The organism is Pseudarthrobacter sp. efr-133-R2A-89 (assembly GCF_030209315.1).
Lineage (GTDB): Bacteria > Actinomycetota > Actinomycetes > Actinomycetales > Micrococcaceae > Arthrobacter.
Genome location: NZ_JARVSE010000006.1, coordinates 206,722 through 224,270, shown reverse-complemented (window position 1 = coordinate 224,270; position 17,549 = coordinate 206,722). Strand labels below are relative to the sequence as shown.

12 protein-coding genes are annotated in these 17,549 nt (G+C 66.5%); 1 reads left to right on the top strand and 11 read right to left on the bottom strand.

The window, feature by feature from the left end; translation table 11 throughout:
• From hpaD to QRM95_RS12655, 4 genes are read right to left on the bottom strand one after another with little or no spacing between them, the layout of a single operon-like run.
• Positions 1-1,086, bottom strand: coding sequence for a 3,4-dihydroxyphenylacetate 2,3-dioxygenase (gene hpaD, locus QRM95_RS12670; RefSeq protein WP_285247935.1), 1,086 nt, complete (start codon positions 1,084-1,086; stop codon positions 1-3).
• Positions 1,087-1,122: 36 nt separating this feature from the next.
• A complete protein-coding gene (hpaE, locus tag QRM95_RS12665; protein ID WP_285247934.1) occupies positions 1,123-2,634 on the bottom strand; it encodes a 5-carboxymethyl-2-hydroxymuconate semialdehyde dehydrogenase in 1,512 nt (503 codons plus the stop codon).
• A gap of 21 nt (positions 2,635-2,655) precedes the next feature.
• Positions 2,656-3,336: a GntR family transcriptional regulator gene (locus QRM95_RS12660; protein ID WP_285247933.1), complete on the bottom strand. Its 681-nt coding sequence runs from the start codon at positions 3,334-3,336 to the stop codon at positions 2,656-2,658.
• Complete coding sequence (locus QRM95_RS12655) at positions 3,329-4,792, bottom strand: fumarylacetoacetate hydrolase family protein (RefSeq protein ID WP_285248030.1); 1,464 nt, start codon at positions 4,790-4,792, stop codon at positions 3,329-3,331. Before QRM95_RS12655 ends, QRM95_RS12660 begins: the two co-directional genes overlap by 8 nt.
• Positions 4,793-5,022: 230 nt before the next feature.
• Between QRM95_RS12655 and QRM95_RS12650 the strand changes: the two genes are divergently transcribed.
• Positions 5,023-6,951, top strand: a complete 1,929-nt coding sequence (locus QRM95_RS12650) for an FAD-binding monooxygenase (RefSeq protein ID WP_285248029.1) — start codon at positions 5,023-5,025, stop codon at positions 6,949-6,951.
• Here the strand turns inward: QRM95_RS12650 and QRM95_RS12645 are convergent.
• The 7 genes from QRM95_RS12645 to QRM95_RS12615 form a co-directional block, all read right to left on the bottom strand.
• Positions 6,924-7,778 carry a prephenate dehydratase gene (locus QRM95_RS12645; RefSeq protein WP_285247932.1) on the bottom strand — a complete coding sequence of 285 codons (855 nt, stop codon included), beginning with the start codon at positions 7,776-7,778 and terminating at the stop codon, positions 6,924-6,926. The two genes, QRM95_RS12650 and QRM95_RS12645, sit on opposite strands and share 28 nt — an antisense overlap.
• Before the next feature lie 37 nt (positions 7,779-7,815).
• On the bottom strand, positions 7,816-9,729 hold the full coding sequence (locus tag QRM95_RS12640; RefSeq protein WP_285247931.1) for an alpha-amylase family glycosyl hydrolase: 1,914 nt from the start codon (positions 9,727-9,729) through the stop codon (positions 7,816-7,818).
• A gap of 66 nt (positions 9,730-9,795) precedes the next feature.
• Entirely contained in the window at positions 9,796-12,396 is a 2,601-nt protein-coding gene (locus QRM95_RS12635) for a glycoside hydrolase family 2 protein (RefSeq protein ID WP_285247930.1), read from the bottom strand.
• Between the two features lie 8 nt (positions 12,397-12,404).
• The gene (locus tag QRM95_RS12630; RefSeq protein ID WP_285247929.1) at positions 12,405-13,475 is read right to left on the bottom strand and encodes a glycoside hydrolase family 130 protein; all 1,071 of its coding nucleotides are present in this window, start codon (positions 13,473-13,475) and stop codon (positions 12,405-12,407) included.
• A gap of 28 nt (positions 13,476-13,503) precedes the next feature.
• The gene (locus tag QRM95_RS12625; RefSeq protein ID WP_285247928.1) at positions 13,504-15,579 is read right to left on the bottom strand and encodes a hypothetical protein; all 2,076 of its coding nucleotides are present in this window, start codon (positions 15,577-15,579) and stop codon (positions 13,504-13,506) included.
• Between the two features lie 52 nt (positions 15,580-15,631).
• Positions 15,632-16,711, bottom strand: coding sequence for a glycoside hydrolase family 130 protein (locus QRM95_RS12620; RefSeq protein ID WP_285247927.1), 1,080 nt, complete (start codon positions 16,709-16,711; stop codon positions 15,632-15,634).
• 6 nt (positions 16,712-16,717) lie between these two features.
• Positions 16,718-17,533, bottom strand: a complete 816-nt coding sequence (locus QRM95_RS12615) for a carbohydrate ABC transporter permease (protein ID WP_109045749.1) — start codon at positions 17,531-17,533, stop codon at positions 16,718-16,720.
• Positions 17,534-17,549 lie beyond the last annotated feature (16 nt).

The following is a 17,549-nucleotide window of genomic DNA, read 5'->3' as shown; positions in this document are numbered from 1 at the left end:
CTAGACCTGCGCTCCGAGCTTGAAGCCGGTCCGGTCGCCTTCGGGGGAGCCGTCCTTGCGGGTGTAGGAGAAGCCGTCCGCGCCCACGGTGACGGCCATTTCGGACTTTTCCTCGCGGATGATGACCGGCTGCGGGTTGCCGTCGAGGTCCAGGACCAGGGAGGCCTCGGTGTACCAGGACGGGACCACGGGGTTGCCCCACCAGTCGCGGCGCTGGTTGTCGTGGACGTCCCAGGTGATGGTGGGGTTGTCGGGGTCGCCGGTGTAGTAGTCCTGGGTGTAGATCTCGATGCGGTGGCCGTCCGGGTCCAGGATGTAGAGGTAGAACGCGTTGGACACGCCGTGCCGGCCGGGGCCGCGTTCGATCCGGTCGCTGATCCGCAGCGCGCCCATCTTGTCGCAGATCTGGATGATGTTGTGCTTCTCGTGCGTGGCGAACGCTACGTGGTGCATGCGCGGGCCGTTGCCGCCGGTCAGGGCGGTGTCGTGCACGGTCTGCTTGCGGTGCATCCAGGCGGCGTAGGTGACGCCGTCGGCATCCTTGATGTCCTCGGAGACGCGGAAGCCCAGATCCTCCAGGTATGCCCGGCCGCGGGGGACGTCCGGGGTGACCTGGTTGAAGTGGTCCAGGCGGACCAGCTCGCCGGCGGAGTAGAGGTCGTAGCGCTGGGTGAGCCGTTCCACGTGCTCCACGTCGTAGAAGAACTCGTACGGGAAGCCCAGCGGGTCCTCCACGCGCACGGAGTCGCCCACGCCCTTGGTGAAGCCGTCCTTGCGGCGTTCCACCCGGCAGCCGAGCTCGCGGTAGTAGGCCTCGGCGGCGTCCACCTCGGCGGGGGACTTCACCCGGTACGCGAACGCGGCGACGGCGGCGACGGGGCCTTGGCGGAGCACCAGGTTGTGGTGGATGAACTCCTCCAGGGAGCGCAGGTAGATGGTGTTTTCGTCTTCCTCGGTGACGTGCAGGCCCAGGACGTCGACGTAGAACTCGCGGGACCTGGCGAGGTCGGTGACCACGATTTCCATGTAGGCGCAGCGGACAATGTCCGGGGCCGGGACGGTGGGGGTGGGGACGAAGTTGGTCATGGGAGTCTCTCTTCTTTGAAAGGTGGGTAGGTGCGCTTACGCGCCGAATTTGGGGGTGTGGACGGTGCCGAGCGTGATGTGCACGGCCTGCTGGTCGGTGTAGAAGTCGATGGAGCGGTAGCCGCCCTCGTGGCCCAGGCCGGAGGCCTTGACGCCGCCGAACGGGGTGCGCAGGTCGCGGACGTTGTGGCTGTTCAGCCACACCATGCCGGCCTCGACGTTCTGGGAGAAGTTGTGGGCGCGGGTCAGGTTCTGGGTCCAGATGTAGGCGGCGAGCCCGTACTTGGTGTTGTTCGCCAGGGCGAGGGCTTCGTCGTCGGTCTCGAACGGGGTGATGGCCACAACGGGTCCGAAGATTTCCTCCTGGAAGATCCGGGCGTCGGGGGCGACGTCGGCAAACACCGTGGGTGCGATGTAGTTGCCTTCGGGCAGGTGGTCGGGGCGGCCGCCGCCGGCCAGGAGCCGGCCCTCGGACTTGCCGATCTCCACGTAGGAGGCCACCTTCTCGTAGTGCTCCGGGTGGACCAGGGCGCCCACCTGGGTTTTGGGGTCGTGCGGATCGCCCACCACGATGTTCTTGGCCCGGGCGGCATACTTTTCGCAGAATTCGTCGTAGATGGCGCGCTCCACCAGGATGCGGGACCCGGCCGTGCAACGCTCGCCGTTGAGGGAGAAGACCCCGAACAGGGCGGAGTCGATCGCGGCGTCCAGGTCGGCGTCGGCGAAGACGACGCAGGGGGACTTGCCGCCGAGTTCCATGGAAAGCCCCTTGAGGTTTGCGGCGGCGTTCCGGAAGATGGTCTGCCCGGTGGTGGTTTCGCCGGTGAAGGAGATCAGCGGGACGTCCGGGTGCTTGACCAGGGCGTCGCCGGCTTCTTCGCCCAGGCCGTTGACCAGGTTGAACACGCCGTCCGGCAGGCCGGAGTCCTTGAAGATGGTTGCCCACAGGGATGCCGAGAGCGGGGTGAACTCGGCCGGTTTGAGGACCACGGTGTTGCCGGTGGCCAGGGCCGGGGCCAGCTTCCACGATTCGAGCATGAAGGGCGTGTTCCAGGGGGTGATGAGGCCGGCCACGCCGATCGGCTTGCGGTTCACGTAGTTGATCTGCGAGCCCGGGACCTTCATGGCGTCGTCGAACTGGGCCACGATCAGGTCCGCGAAGAACCGGAAGTTCTCCGCGGCACGGAGGGCCTGGCCCTTGGCCTGGGTGATGGGCAGGCCGGTGTCGAACGTTTCCAGTTCGGCGAGCCGGGCTTCCTGGGCCTCGACGGCGTCGGCGATCCGGTTCAGGATGCGGGCGCGTTCGCGCGGCTTCATCTTCGGCCACGGGCCGTTCTTGAATGCTTCGCGGGCGGCGGCGACGGCGAGGTCGATGTCCTCTTTCTGGCCGGCGGCGGCGGTGGCGTAGTTCCGGTTGGACACCGGGTCCAGGACATCGAAGGTCGCCCCGCCCACGGAGTCCACGAACTTCCCGTTGATGAAGTGCTGGATGTGGGTGGGCAGGTCCTCAGGGACGTAGTGCGTGCTGGTTTCTACCGAGGTCGTCATCGTTGAAGTCCTATCTGGGTGTCAGGGGTTGTTGGCCTGGGCGAGGTAGGCGTCCAGGGTGGCGGAGCGGTGGAGCCGGGCCGCCTTTTCGATCTGTTCTGCGTCCGCGCCTGTTTCGATGAGCTTCAGCAGGTTCTCGTGTTCTTCTACGGAATCGCGGGCGCGGCCGGGGACAAAGCGGAAGGTGGAGGAGCGGAGCGAGGCGAGCCGGTTCCAGCCGCGGTGCACCAGGTCCAGGATGTGCGGGTTGGGGCAGTGCTCGAACAGGACGCTGTGGAAGTCCTGGTTGAGCCGGGTGAACCGCACGGGGTCGAAGTGGTCCAGGCATTCGCGCATTTCCTGGTTCACGGCGCGGGCCCGGGCAATGGCCGCCGGGTCGATCAGCGGGGCGGACATGGCCGTGGCGGCGCCTTCGACGATGCTCAGGGTCTGCATGGTGTAGAGGTATTCGGTGGGGTCGATCCCAGCCACGGTGGCGCCGACGTTGCGTTCGAACGTCACCAGGCCTTCGGCTTCGAGCCTGCGGATGGCTTCGCGGACCGGGACCACGCTGACGCCGAGGTCCTTCGCAATGGAACCCAGGACCAGGCGGTAGCCCGGGGTGTAGGCGCCTTCCACGATCCGGGCCTTGACGGCCTGGTAGGCCTGCTCGGACTTGCTGCCGGGAGTGGCCGCGGGGAGATCGGTGGCCGTGTCAGTCATTGGCCTGCCCTTCCCATGCCTTGTACTTTGCCTGCCACTCTTTGTTCATCGGGTAGAGCCCGTCAACGCTGTTGCCCTGCTTGACCATCTCGAAGATGAACGCTTCTTCCTTTTCCTGCTGGATGCAGTCCGCCACGAGTTCTTCGGCGATGGCCGGCGGGATCACCAGGATGCCGTCGGAATCGGCCACGATGATGTCGCCGGGCTGCACGGTGGCGCCGCCGCAGGCGATGGTGATGTCGGTGTCCCAGGGAACGTGCCGGCGGCCCAGCACGGCCGGGTGCGGGTTGGCGAACCAGGTGGGCATGTCCAGGCCGGAGACCGCGGTGTAGTCGCGGACGCCGCCGTCGGTGATGATGGCTGCGGCGCCGCGGACCTGGGCGCGGAGGGCCAGGATGTCGCCCACCGTGCCGGTGCCCTTTTCGCCGCGGGCTTCCATCACCAGGATTTCGCCCTCGTTGACGGAATCGATGGCGCGTTTCTGGGCGTTGAAGCCCCCACCGTGGGTCTTGAAGAGGTCCTCGCGGTTGGGAACATAACGCAGGGTCCGGGCCAGGCCCACCACGCGCCGGTCCGGCCGGGTGCCCTGCAGGCCGTCGATGCTGACGTTATTAAGGCCGCGCTTACGCATCTGGGAGGACAGGGTGGCGGTGGCAACCGACTCGAGCTTTGCCTTCAGTTCCGGGGTGAGGGCGCTGGCAGGAGCAGGGAGCCCCGCGGCCTCACGGGACCCGAAGGCCTCCTCCCGCTGCAGGTCATCCACCTTGGGCTGGGCACCAAAGTCCGCGAACGCCGTCGTGCCTTCCTCCACGGTGGTGACCAGCCGCCCGGTGCTCAGGCTGCCGTCGATCGTCTCCACCTCCACTTCCAGGACGTCGCCGGGCTTCGCCACGGAGGCCCCTGCCGGGGTGCCGGTCAGGATGAGGTCCCCCTCTTCGAGGGTGAGCAGCTGGGACAGGTCCGCCACCAGGCGGGCGAAGGGGAAGAGCAGGTCAGCGGTGGTGTCGTCCTGGACCAGTTCACCGTTGTGCCACGTGCGGATGCGAAGTTTGGAAGGGTCGACGGCGTCTGCCGGGATCAGTGCCGGGCCCACGGGGGTGAACCCGTCGCCGCCCTTGGACCGGAGGTTGGAGCCCTTGTCTGCATAGCGGAGGTCGTACACGCCGAGATCGTTGCTGGCCGTGACGGCGGCAACGTGGCTCCAGGCGTCCTCGATCGAAACCCGCCGGGCCGCCTTGCCGATGACGAGCGCAATTTCGCCTTCGTAGCCGAGCAGTTCGCAACCGGCCGGGCGTTCCACGGGGCTTCCGCTCAGCGCCAGCGAGCTGGAAGGCTTCAGGAAGTAGGACGGCTGGGCCGGTGTCCGGCCCCGCTGGGCAGCGCGGCTGGGGTAGTTGATATGCACCGCGACCACCTTGCGGGTTGCTGCCAAGGTGTCGCCGTTGACCTGCTCCAAAGCCTTCTCCTCATCAGGTACGAAATCGTATACGATCACTATCACGCATGCCGCCTCCTCCGTCAACCCCTGGAATTTCGCTGATAGCCGGTCTTCCTGGCGGTACTTGTCGCCCGCATCACATCCGGCGTACAGTGGAAATCAAGTTTCTAATTTTCGATTATCGAATCTTCTGTTCTGATATAGAACAAGTTCCGATGAGAATCATCCACAACGAAGTGAGGCATCCCGTGCAGTTTCACCACCACGGATACGTATCCGGCGACCCCCGCGTCCAGCCGGCGGCCGGCGTCGGCCTGAACCGCCCCGAGGAGCTCCCCGATGAAGTGGACGTTCTCATCGTGGGTACCGGCCCGGCGGGAATGCTCGCCGCCGCGCAGCTGTCCATGTTCCCCAACGTGACCACCCGCATCATCGAACGCCGCCCCGGCAGGCTCGCCATCGGCCAGGCGGACGGAATCCAGGCCCGCAGCGTGGAAACCTTCCAGGCGTTCGGCTTCGCGGAGCGCATCATTGCCGAGGCGTACCGGATCACCGAGATGGCCTTCTGGAAGCCGGACCCCGCCAACCATGCCAACATCATCCGCACCGCCCGCGCCGTGGATGACGAAATGGGCATCAGCGAGTTCCCGCACCTGATCGTGAACCAGGCGCGCGTGCTGGACTACTTCGCCGAGTACATGGCCAACGCGCCCACCCGGATGAAGCCCGATTACGGCTACGACTTCCAGGGACTTGAGGTCACCGGCGAAGGTGACTACCCGGTCACCGTGCGGCTGGTCCACACCTCCGGGTCCAACGAGGGCCAGGAACGGGTAGTCCGCGCCAAGTACGTCGTGGGTGCCGACGGCGCCCGCAGCAAGGTCCGCCAGGCGATCGGCTGCACCCTCGCTGGCGACCAGGCCAACCACGCTTGGGGCGTCATGGACACCCTCGCCGTCACCGATTTCCCGGACATCCGGACCAAATGCGCCATCCAGGGCGCCGAGGGCAGCATCCTGCTCATTCCGCGCGAAGGCGGCCACCTCTTCCGCATGTACGTGGACCTGGGAGAGGTGGACCCGAACAGCCACCACTCCGTCCGCACCACCACCATCGAGGAGATCATCGCCAAGGCAAACGCCATCCTGCACCCGTACACCCTGCACGTGCGGAACGTTGCGTGGCACAGCGTGTACGAGGTGGGGCACCGCCTCACGGACCGGTTCGACGACGTCCTGCCGGCCGACCGAGGCACGCGGACCCCGCGCGTATTCATCACCGGCGACGCCTGCCACACCCACAGCGCCAAGGCCGGCCAGGGCATGAACGTCTCCATGCAGGACGGCTTCAACATCGCCTGGAAGCTGGGGCACGTCCTGGAGGGCCGCAGCCCGGAAAGCCTGCTGTCCACCTACTCGGAGGAGCGCCAGGTGGTGGCCAAGAACCTCATCGACTTCGACAAGGAATGGTCCACCATGATGGCTAAGAAGCCGGAGGAGTTCGAGCATCCCTCCGACCTCGAGGACTTCTACGTCCAGACCGCCGAGTTCCCTGCCGGGTTCATGACCCAGTACGCGCCGTCGCTGATTGTTGGCGGCACCGACCACCAGGACCTGGCCACAGGGTTCCCCGTGGGCAAGCGTTTCAAGTCGGCACCGGTGGTCCGCGTGGGGGACACGAACCCCATCCACCTGGGCCACCACGCCACAGCGGACGGACGGTGGCGGATCTACGTTTTCGCCGATCCCGCGCTGCCCGGCACCGGCTCCGCCACGGACACGCTCGCCGAGTGGTTCGCGAACTCGCCCGAGTCCCCGCTGGCCGCCACGCCCGCCGGCGCCGACCTGGATGCGTGGTTCGACCTGAAGGTCGTCTACCAGCAGCCGCACACCGCCGTCGACATCAATGCCGTGCCCGCCGTGTTCAAGCCGCTGGTGGGCCCCTTCAAGCTGACCGACTACGAGAAGGTGTACGCCACGGATCCCAAGGCGGACATCTTCGAGGCCCGCGGCATCGACCGTGCCGGCGCCGTAGTGGTGGTCCGTCCCGACCAGTACGTGGCGAACGTCCTGCCGCTCACCGCAACGGCCGAGCTGGGTGCGTTCTTCGGGCCCTTGCTAAACCGCCCGGCGCCCGTGCAGGAACCGCGTCAGGCCGTGGCGGCCGCCGCCCGGTAGTCCGCGGCCGGGTACACGCCGAGGATCCGAACCTCCGTGGTGAAGAAGTCCAGTTCCTCGAGGGCCAGCTTCAGCGGCAGGTCCTCGGGGTGGCCTTCGACGTCGGCCATGAACATGGTGGCCGCGAATTCGTTGCCCACCATGTAGCTTTCCAGGCGGGTCATGTTCACGCCGTTGGTGGCGAACCCGCCGAGCGCCTTATACAGCGCGGACGGGACGTTGCGGACGCGGAACACGAAGCTGGTCACCGCCGGTCCGGGAAGCTCGTCCTTGGCCGGAAGCGCCGTTTCCCGGGCCAGGACAACGAAGCGGGTGGTGTTGGAGGGGTCGTCCTCCACGCGCGAGGCCAGGACTTCAAGGCCGTAGATCTGCGCCGCCAGCGGGGGAGCCAGGGAGAGCTTGCGGGGATCGTTCCACTCGGCCACTTCGCGGGCGGACCCGGCCGTGTCGCCGGCGATGACGGGCTTGAGGCCGTGGTCGCGGATCAGCTTCCGGCACTGGCCCAGGGCATGGATGTGGCTGTGGACTTCCGTAGCCGCTTCGATGGTGCTGCCCGGGATGCCCAGCAGGTCGAAGTGGATGGGCAGGAAGTATTCGCCCACGATCTGCAGGTTGGACTGCGGCAGCAGGATGTGGATGTCCGCCACCCGGCCCGCGATGGAGTTCTCGATGGGGATCATGGCCAGGTCGGCTTCGCCCGTGGTCACCAGTTCGAACGCGTCCTCGAAGCTGGCGCACGGCACGCTTTCGAAATCGGGAAACATCTGCTGACACGCGATATTGGAGTTGGCGCCGGGCTCACCCTGGTACGCAATCTTGGAGGCCATGATCCGTATGGTTTCACGCCCCGGCGCCAGCTCCCAATTACTGCGGCGTAACGCGCAACCAGACGTATTGCCGGGGGAGGAGCGTGACGCCGTCGTGCAGGTGCAGGGCGGCTTCGGAGAGGAGGTCGACGGCGGCAGGGGAGAACCCGCCGAAGGTTTCCCCGGGCAGCGCCTGGGGTGAGTCGCTGAAGTTGGCGAGCGCCAGGATGGTGGCCTGGCCCTCGCCGTCACCGGGCCGCTGGTATGCCAGCACGGAGCGGTTGTTCGTGGCGAAATCCACCAGCGTGGTTCCAGCCAGTTCGGGAGTGCGGGCGCGGACCTCGATCATCCGCCTGAGGCCTGCGTAGATTGCCCCTTCCGGTGTGGCGGGGTCAAGGCGGCGGGCGTATTGCTCCGCCGGGAAGTGCGGGCGGTGCACCCAGCGGCTGTCTTCGCTGTGGCCCGGTTCGGAGGCGTAGGCGTAGTCGTTGAGCTGCCCCACCTCGTCGCCCAGGTACAGCAGCGGCACGCCGCCGGTGCTGAACGGCACCGAGTGGGCCAGGAGGATCCGTTCCACCGCCTCGGCCGGGTCAACCTCCATCCCGCACAGGGACGCCGTCGTGCCGGAAATCCTGCAGTCCCCGGTCTTGGGGTTGTCCTGGAACGGGACGCCGCGGGCGAAGCTGCCGGGGAACCGGTTGACGTAGAAGGAGTTCAGGAAGCGGCGGTGGTCGAAGCCGTTGATGCCCAGCTCGGCGGCGTCCTCGTCGGCGAAGGTCCAGCCGATGTCGTCATGGCTGCGGACATAGTTCACCCAGGCGGTGCCGTCCGGGATGTTGTGCCTGCGTTCCAGGGCCTGGGCCAGGAGCGAGGCGTCCCGGGTGGCCAGGGACTCCCAGATCAGGGCCATTTGCAGCGGGTTGTAGGACAGCTGGCACTCTGCGGGGTCGATGTACAGCGCCACCTCGTCCGGGTGCACGATCGCCTCGGACTTGAACAGCAGCGACGGCGCCGCCAGCCGGCACACCGCGTTGAAGGCCCGCAGCAGCGTGTGCGCCTGGGGCAGGTTCTCGCACGGGGTGCCCAGCTGCTTCCAGATGAAAGCCACGGCGTCCATGCGCAGGATATCCACGCCCTGGTTGGCCAGGAACAGCATCTCGCCCGCCATGGCCCGGAACACCTCGGGATTGGAGTAGTTCAGGTCCCACTGGTACGTGTGGAACGTGGCCCAGACCCAGCGGCCGTCATCCATTCGGATAAAGGACCCCGGGTGGTTCTCGGGGAAGATCTCGCGCACATTCGCCTCGAAGGCGTCAGGCATGGTCCGGTCGGGGAAGATCCAGTAGTAGTCGCTGAACTCCGGATCCCCCGCCGCGGCTTTGCGCGCCCACTCGTGCTCGTCCGAGGTGTGGTTGAAGATGAAGTCCACCACCAGGCTGATCCCGTTGGCCTTCAGTTCGGCCGCGAGGCCGCGCAGCTGCTCCATGGTGCCCAGCTTCGGGTTGACCTCGCGGTAGCTCGACACCGCGTAACCGCCATCCGAGTGGGGTTCGGGTGCCAGGAACAGGGGCATGAGGTGCAGGTAGGTGAGGCCCAGCTCCTTGAAATACGGGATGCGGGCGCGGACCCCTTCCAGGCTTTCCGCATAACGGTCCACGTAGCACACTCCGCCCAGCATGCGGTTGGACTGGAACCAGTCCGGCTCTTGTTCGCGGCCGGCATCCAGGGTTTTTAGTTCCGGGGAGCGCTCCTGCCAGGACCGGGCACTCTGGACCACCAGGGCGGCCAGCTGGTCCAGCCAGTCCCGGCGCGCACCGTAGAGGGAGTGGAACAGGCTGCGGAGGGTGGGGAAGTGTTCATCGAGCCGCTGGTCAAAGTCCGGGTCCGGGCGCAGTCCAAGCTCCCGTTCCCGTGCCACCGCGGACAGCACCTGCCGGCGCGCTTCTTCGTCCTCGTTGACGTGCTCCTGCATGTGACCGGCCCCTTCCGCAACTCCGCCGGACGTCCCGGCCGCGCACCTGTACGGAAGTATTCCACGTCACACGGGACCGGGCACGGACTGTCTTGGTGCGCCGCTTCCGAAGTACGGGGCCGGTGCCCCGATCCCGTCCTCCTTCAGGCCTACCGCTTGCAGGACGGGGTGGCGGCACCAAGCCTCGAGTGCGGGTGAGTCTTCACCGGCACAGGCGGTCGTAATCCGGAACGTGTGGCTCTCGCCGGGCAGCAACGACACACACTGATCCGACACACTTGCAGCAGGATCAAGCCGGTCTGCTTGAAGGACGAGGTCACGGACGACGGTAAGGGCCGTGACCGTCACGTCTATGCCGTCCGGAACCCGAATTGACCGGGCGGTGACCCGGGCCGGCGTCGTGATCCGGTCCTTGTCTTCGCCGAAGAAATACAGCAGCCGCCCCGAACCGCTGATGTCCGGGCCCCGGATCGCCAGCACCGCCGCGGAGGGCAGGCCTGTTTCCTGCATCTCCAGCGGCACCGGAACCTCAACCGTCCCCCGCGGTGGGACACGGAAATCGAATTGACCCGACGCCTCGACGGGCAGGGCCCGACCGTCGGCCGCCGCCGGGCAAGCAGAGAGCAGCTCCAGGCCGACAGTCCCTTCCCACGCCCGCGCAGAATCGTTGACCAGTACCAGGGCAAGCGAGCCACCCCGGGGCTGGACCGTCGCAAGACGCGGCCGGTAGGCCTCCCGGATCGCAAACCACAGCGGTTTTGGCCGTCCGTCGCCATCGACGGCGGCCCAGGAGACCACCGGCCAGCAGTCGTTGAGCTGCCAGACGATGGAGCCGGCACACCGGGGCCATCCGGCACGGAAGTGCTCAATGCCGAATTTGATGGCGCGGGCCTGGTTGACCTGGGTGAGGAAGTGCCATTCCTGGAAATCGCTCGGCATGGGCAGATGCGCTGACAGCCCACGCTGGAGCTTGGCCCCGCCGTCCTCGGCCTTTTGATGCTGTTGGAAGGCGGGGGCGTCGAGGTCCAGCTCGGCCGGTTCCAGAGCCCGGGCCAGGGTGGACCAGTTGGGCGGACCCTGATAGCCGAATTCGGAGACGAACCGCGGGTTCCAGTCGGCGTAGTGCGCGTAGTCGTCCTGGTTCCAGACGTCCCAGATGTGCACATTTCCGTGCCGCGGGTCGTTGGGGTGCCGCTCCGGATCGCCGGAATATGGGCTGCCGGCCCAGTAGGGCCGCGCTGGGTCCAGCTCGGCGACAACAGCAGGCAAAAGGTCCGTGTAATAACGCCGGCCCCATCCCCGGCCGTCCAGTTCCTGTTTCCAATTCCAGTCCCAGAAGCCCCAGAAGCACTCGTTGTTCCCGTTCCAGAGCACCAGGCTTGGGTGGTGCATGAGGCGTACCACGTTGTCCTCCGCCTCCCTGGCCACCTCGTCGTAGAGCGGGCCTTCCTCGGGATATCCGGCGCAGGCGAAGAGGAAGTCCTGCCACACGAGGAGCCCCAGGCTGTCGCAGAGCTCATAGAACGCATCCGACTCGTAGATGCCGCCGCCCCAGACGCGCAGCAGGTTCATGTTCGCGGCCGTTGCCTGGGTGAGGCGTTGGCGCAGCCGGTCCTCGGTGATGCGGGAGGGGAAGCAGTCGTCGGGGATCCAGTTGGCACCCTTGACGAAGATGTCGATGCCGTTGATGGCGAAGACAAAGCTGCTTCCGGCCTCGTCCGGTTCGGTTTTCAGCTCGAACTGGCGGAATCCGATCTTCTTGGACCACGCGTCCAGGCGGCGTCCGTCAGCCTGCAACGTCACCGTGAGTTGGAACAGCGGCTGCTCGCCCATGTCATGCGGCCACCACAATTCCACGTCGGAGAGTTCGACGACGGCGCGGGCCGTCGTCGACCCGGGGTACAGGAGAACCGATGCGGACCGCCCGCCGCACTCAATGGTGAGCGTTAGTTCGCGGGCCGCCGCCCCGGCGGCCCGCGCAACCTCGACGTCGACCTCGATGCGGGCTTCGCCTCGGGCCGGCAGGCCGCCGTCGGGCTCTTGCGCTGCCGTGGTTGTGATGGACGGGCGAACCGTGTGGAGGCGTGCCGTACCGTACCGCCTGATGCTCACCGGCCGCCAAGGCCCGGCGGTGACCAGGTTCGGTCCCCAGTCCCAGCCGAAGTTGCAGGCTGATTTGCGCACGTACTGGAACGGCTCCGGGTTCCCGTTCGGCTGCACCCCGGCCGCCGCCCGGATGCCCTCCGCGTAGTCGCGCACGTTCAAGAAGGTGATGGTGAGATCATTGGCGCCGGCCCGGATCCGGTCCGTCACGTCGACGACGTAGCTGCGGTGCTGGTTGAAAGTCCGAGCCACTTCCTGTCCATTCACCCGCACGACGGCGACCGTGTCCAGTCCGTCGAACACGAGCTCGGTCCGCCGGGAATCGGCAGGGTCATGCGTGAAGGTGGTGGCGTACTCCCATTCGCTGCGTCCCACCCAGTGCTGGAGCTCCTCGTTCTGGCCCACGTAGGGGTCGGCTATCCGCCCGTTCTCCAGCAGAACCGTGTGCACGACCGAGGGGACGGTTGCCGGCAGCTTCCACTTCCTGGCTCCGGCCGGGGCGCCGGGTGCCGGGGACGCCGGCCGAACCGTCCATCCGCTGGTGAGCTTGGTGGATTCGATCATGGGGTGGCCTATTCAGTCAACGTCCGGTAAAAGTACATCTCCCGGGACCCGGACGGGGCGTCCCAGCCTTGGGCGAACATCCATGTTCCGGCGTACTGGGTGAGGCCGCCCCAGGCCAACGATCCACCCCGGTGCACCTCTTTTTGGGTGAATGGCGCATCCAGGTCGTACAACGCCTGCGCGGCGGAAAATTGACCGTCGACATCGCCGTAGAAGAAGTCCAGGACCAGCCTGGGCCCGGCGCCGTCGTCCTCCACCACGATTGCGCACGCCACTTCGTGCAGTGATCCGCCAAGCGGGCCCAGGTCAAGGTATTCCTGCGGCTCGAAGGCCCAGTTCACCAGGTCGTCGGAGCGTCCGACGTGGGTCTTGCCCCCGCACCCCTCGGACAGGTACATCAGGTAGGACCCGTCAATCTTCACGGCTTCGCCGCGGGCGTTCCGGGGGATCACGGCGCCTTTGGCCCAGTACCGGGATACCTCATGCGGTACGGCCAGGCCAAGCTTCTCCCAGTGGAGCAGATCGTCGGATACCGCCACGTTGATATCGCACCCGACCTCCCCCAGCGGGTAGGCCGCGGGGTCCTGGCCGTCGATCTGATCGGTGCTGTCGATGGTCCAGATCCCGTTGTAGAACATGTAGTACCGGCCGTTGGCCTGGTACACCTTCGGGTCCTCGCAGCCGAGGATTTCGTTGTCCTGGGTGGGGTAAATGACGGGGTTGGACGGGTTGTCCTGCCACCCGGCCTCCGGATCGTAGACCGCCACGCCGATGCGGCTGGAGACCGACTCCTTGCGGGGGGAGGCCCGGTAGAACAGGTAGAGCTTGCCGTCCCGCTCGATGACGGAGGGGTTGAAGATGGAGTCCGCGGTCCAGCCGATGCCGGTGGGATCCTCCCAATCGTTGACCTGCCGGAAGGTCAGGGCATCGTCTTTGCGGAACGGACCCACGGCCCAGGCGGGATGTTCAGGGTAGGCGGCGGAAAACTGGTCGGTGGAGATGGTGTCCGTCAGGGGGTTGCTGAATGTAAGCGCCCCCTGGTAGCTGTCGGCCAGGGCCTGAGTGGTGATTTTCTGCATTGCTTTCTTCCTGTATTTCAGTGCTGGACTAGTTGCGGACCAGGGTCACCCAGGTGAAGCCGCCCGGAGCGACAGTCACACGGCCGGAGTGGTCCTGGCCGTTGTAGCTGGGGTCCCGGGGAACGGGCCGGCCCTCGGCGTCAAACGCCTGCTGGCTTAAGTGGAAGCCTTGGGGCAGGTCCACTTTTCGTTCCACGGTGTTCGGTGCCGCGCTGACGTACAGCGTCGACGCACCTCCTGAGCCGGATACGGACACCGAGGAAATTTGGGGCTGGAGCAGGACACCGTCGATGGCAACGTCGCCGTCGGTCTTCGCCGAGATGCTGCCGGCGCCCGCAGGCAGGACCCGGTCCAGGGAGAACGGAAAGAGGATGCCGGGCGCCGCGGTAATGCCCTGTGCGCCGGCGCCGCCGTTCGGTGTGCTGCCGAGTGGTGCGCGCCCGGAGGTCCAGGATGTGGTTCCGGCGGGTTCGGGCCGTTGGTTGACGATGGGGTAAACGTTCCTGTCCTGGTCCGCTGCCGGGACGGGAATCGTGAGGGTTCCTCCGGCTTCGAGGGCTACGTAAGCCCCGCCGGACCAGTTCGCCTCCCCTGTCCACGCGGACGCAGGTTTGACGACGCCGCCGTTGGTGAACGATCCCGCCTCGGCTTCGGCCACCGTGAGCCCGTCGGTGCCCACGGTGTGGCTGATACCAAGGGCCTTGGCCTTGAGCGCAGGATCGGCGTCCAGGGCAAGCATCGAGAGCAGGGTGTGAATGGTGGATTCGGCCCCGGAATTGGGGTTGATGCGGCCGTCGATTTCGATGCCGTCGATGGCGGTTCCGGTCGCGGGGTTGTAGGCGGGTTTGCCGCTGCGGTTGGCACCGAAGTACCAACCGGCTGCCACCGCTGCGACGTCGAGCAGCCCCGGGGCGTCCGCGGCTTTCGCCGTCGCCACGAGCCCCTCGATCCGGGAATCCACTCCGTAGGCGATCTGCGCTTCGCCGGGCACCGGGCTCCAGGCATTGCTGGGTCCGCCTGCCGCGAGGAGCTGGGGGGTGAACTGGGCGGAGTCCTTCACCGCCGCGTCCAGGAGATCCGGCCGCTGCAGTTGGGCCGACGCCGTGGCGACGGCGGCCGGGGCCATGCCGCCCCAGGCGTGCCACAGGGTCCTGGACTGGTTCCAAGGAAGGATCGCGCCATAGGGCCACTGCCGGGCAGCTCCCGAGGACATGGCGGCGATGCCCTCGGTGAGCTCCCGCAGCGCCGCGGTGGCGGCCCCGTCGGCGGGTGCGGCCTTGGCGTATGCCGCAAGTCCCAGTACAGCCTCGGCCGAAGCGTCTGCTCCGCCGGTGATGAGCCAGGCCGGGACCTTGGCGCCATCGGCGACGTCGTACTGTCCGTATTTGGCCAGGGACTGCCGGTTCAGGGACGCGACGGCGAGGTCCAGCCGGGACTGCAGGAACGCGGCAAACTGCGGGTCTGCGGATTTGAAGGCGGCGTACCCTTCGCCGAGTGCCCACACTGTCCGCGCCAGCCAGTATGACTCGGCCGAATCACTGGGGTCCGGGAGTTCCACCGGTTTGGCGCTCGGGGTGAGCGAGCCGTCCGGCTGCTGCCAGAGCACCACGTTGCCGGCGTTCGGGCCGCTTGACGTCTGCAGGAACGTCAGCTCGCGCAGCACATCAAAAGCCCGGTCCCTGCTCGAGGTGTCTCCGGTCTGCTGCCAATGCCGTAGATAGACCACCGCCGTCCGCGCGACATCGTCTGCGTTGAATGCGCCCTGGCTCCAGTACCCGCTCCCCGGGTCCAGCGTCCCGCCCCCGACGCGGCTGTAACTTCCGTCCGCGTTCCTGTTCGCGTAGGTCCACGGCGCCTTGGCGGCGGGCCGCTCACCGATCTGGTAGGTAGTGTGGCCCTCCACCGGATTCAGCGGAACCGTGTCCAGCAGGAAGTCCAGATGGGCCAGATTGGTCAGCGGCGCCGGGGAGGCCGCGGCCGGGGCCGGCGCGGGGGCTGGCTCAGTGGCAGAGGCAACCCCTGCCCCGGCCAGGAGCATGGACAGGGCCGCGACGACGGCCACGGGAGCGGTTTTGAGGCGGGCGTTAACAGCGTGACGGGTCATGTCTAACTCCTGTAGCCGGGGTGGACGGGATTGCGTGGGGGCGCGGTGGTGGTTAGACCCGGTCCAGCCTGGCGACGCCGATCTTCGAGTCAGCCATGCCGTAGAAGACGAACAACTGGTCACCGATCTTCTCGATGGCGGTGGGAAACACAACGTTGGGCACGATGCCTGACGTTTCTTCCTGGGTTTCCGGAGCCAGGAGCGGCTTGTCGCTGCGGGCGATGACTTTGGAGGGGTCATCGGCGTCGAGGATCATGGCAGCGGCGGTGTAGTTGACGTTTTGCTGGTGGTCGAAGGCCGACTTTTCCATTTTCCCGGAGACGCCGTGGTGGATCAGCAGCCAGCCTTCATCGACGCGGATGGGCGCCGGACCGCCGCCGATTTTGAGTTCCTCAAACGGGAACTCGCTGTACGCTACAGGCCGGTGCTTGGCCATGTGCACGAGGTTTCGGATGTCCTTTTCCACGTCCTCCACGGGAACGTAGGAGATCCAGATGCCGGGTCGGGTGTCCGTGATGCCGGCCGGGAGGTGTTCCCCTTCCCCTTGCCGGATCCAGCCCAGGTCCCACATGGGGCGGTGCAGCATCGCATAGGAAAGGACGCCGTCCGGATCCTTGACCGGTTCCGGGAAGAAGACGGCATCCTTGTTCGCGAAAAGGTTCAGGTCCATGGAGAGATCGGCTTGATACTCGAAGTGGCACGGCCCCAGGCGTGTCCAGTCGCGCAGGTCCTCGGAGCAGGCGAAGGCCAGGCGCGGGCCCAGCGGGCCATAGGCCACGTAGGTCATGAGGTGCTTGCCCAGCGAAGGTACCCACGTGGTCCGGGGATCCTCCGTGCCGGCGTTGTTCGTGCCGCGTTCCCAGCCTTCGTCGGGAGCCAGGACCACGCCTTCGCGTTCCACGCCGGTGGGTACGCCGTCCTCGATGATGATCCGGGCAATTCCGACCCGGGAGACGTTGCCCTTCGCGACGAGCCGCGGCAACAGGTAGAGCTCACCGTCGGGTCCCCGGCCGGAAGCGGGGTTGAGTACGCCCTCGGCTTCGAATGCGTTGCCCGCCTCGGGGGTCATGATGACGCCGGCACGGGTGAGGGTGAACGGAACGGAGGGCAGTGTGGGGGAAGAGGAAGTCATAGGTGATTAGCCCTTTACGCTTGATCCGATATTGGTGGAAATGAATTGGCGTTGGAAGAAAATGAAGAGCGCGACGGCGGGTGCCGCGAGGACGCATGCGCCGGCAAGAATGGCGCCGAACGGGTTTGCGGCCGTGGAGGCGATATTGGAGATGTAGTTCGCGAGTGAGACCGCCAGCGGCTGCAATGCCTGGTCTTTGGTGACCAGGAACGGCCAGAGGAACTCGTTCCAGGGGCCAATGAAGGTCAGCAGGACCGCGGTGACGATCGCGGGCCGGACCAGGGGGATGGCGATCTGCCAGAGGATCCGCAGTTCGCTGGCCCCGTCGATCCGCGCCGCCTCGAACAAGGTGGAAGGCAGCTGCATGAAGTACTGCCGGAAGACGAAGACAGCCGTCGAGTTGATGGCGAACGGCAGGATCATCCCCAGGTAGTTGTCGCCCAGGCCGTAGTCGCGGACGATCATCACGTACAGCGGGATCAGCAGGAGCTGGAACGGAACCATCTGCACCAGCAGCATCATTCCGAAGACGACGCCGCGGCCGCGAAACTGCATCTGTGCCAGTGCGTAACCCACCAGCAGGCCAAAGATGACGGTGAAGAGGATGACCCCGCCGGTGAAGATGCCTGAGTTGGCCAGCCCCTGCAACAGGTTGATGGATCCGTTAATGTTGGTGTAATTTTCCCCGGTCAGGTTGCCCGGATTGGGGAATGCGCCGCCCACCGAGGTGTCCGGGTTGGTCTGCAGCGAGCCGATGAACATGTAGTAGAAGGGGAACAGGAAGACGAACGCGCCGACGGCGAGGAGCAGGAAGCTGCCCATGCCAAGGTGCCGCCGC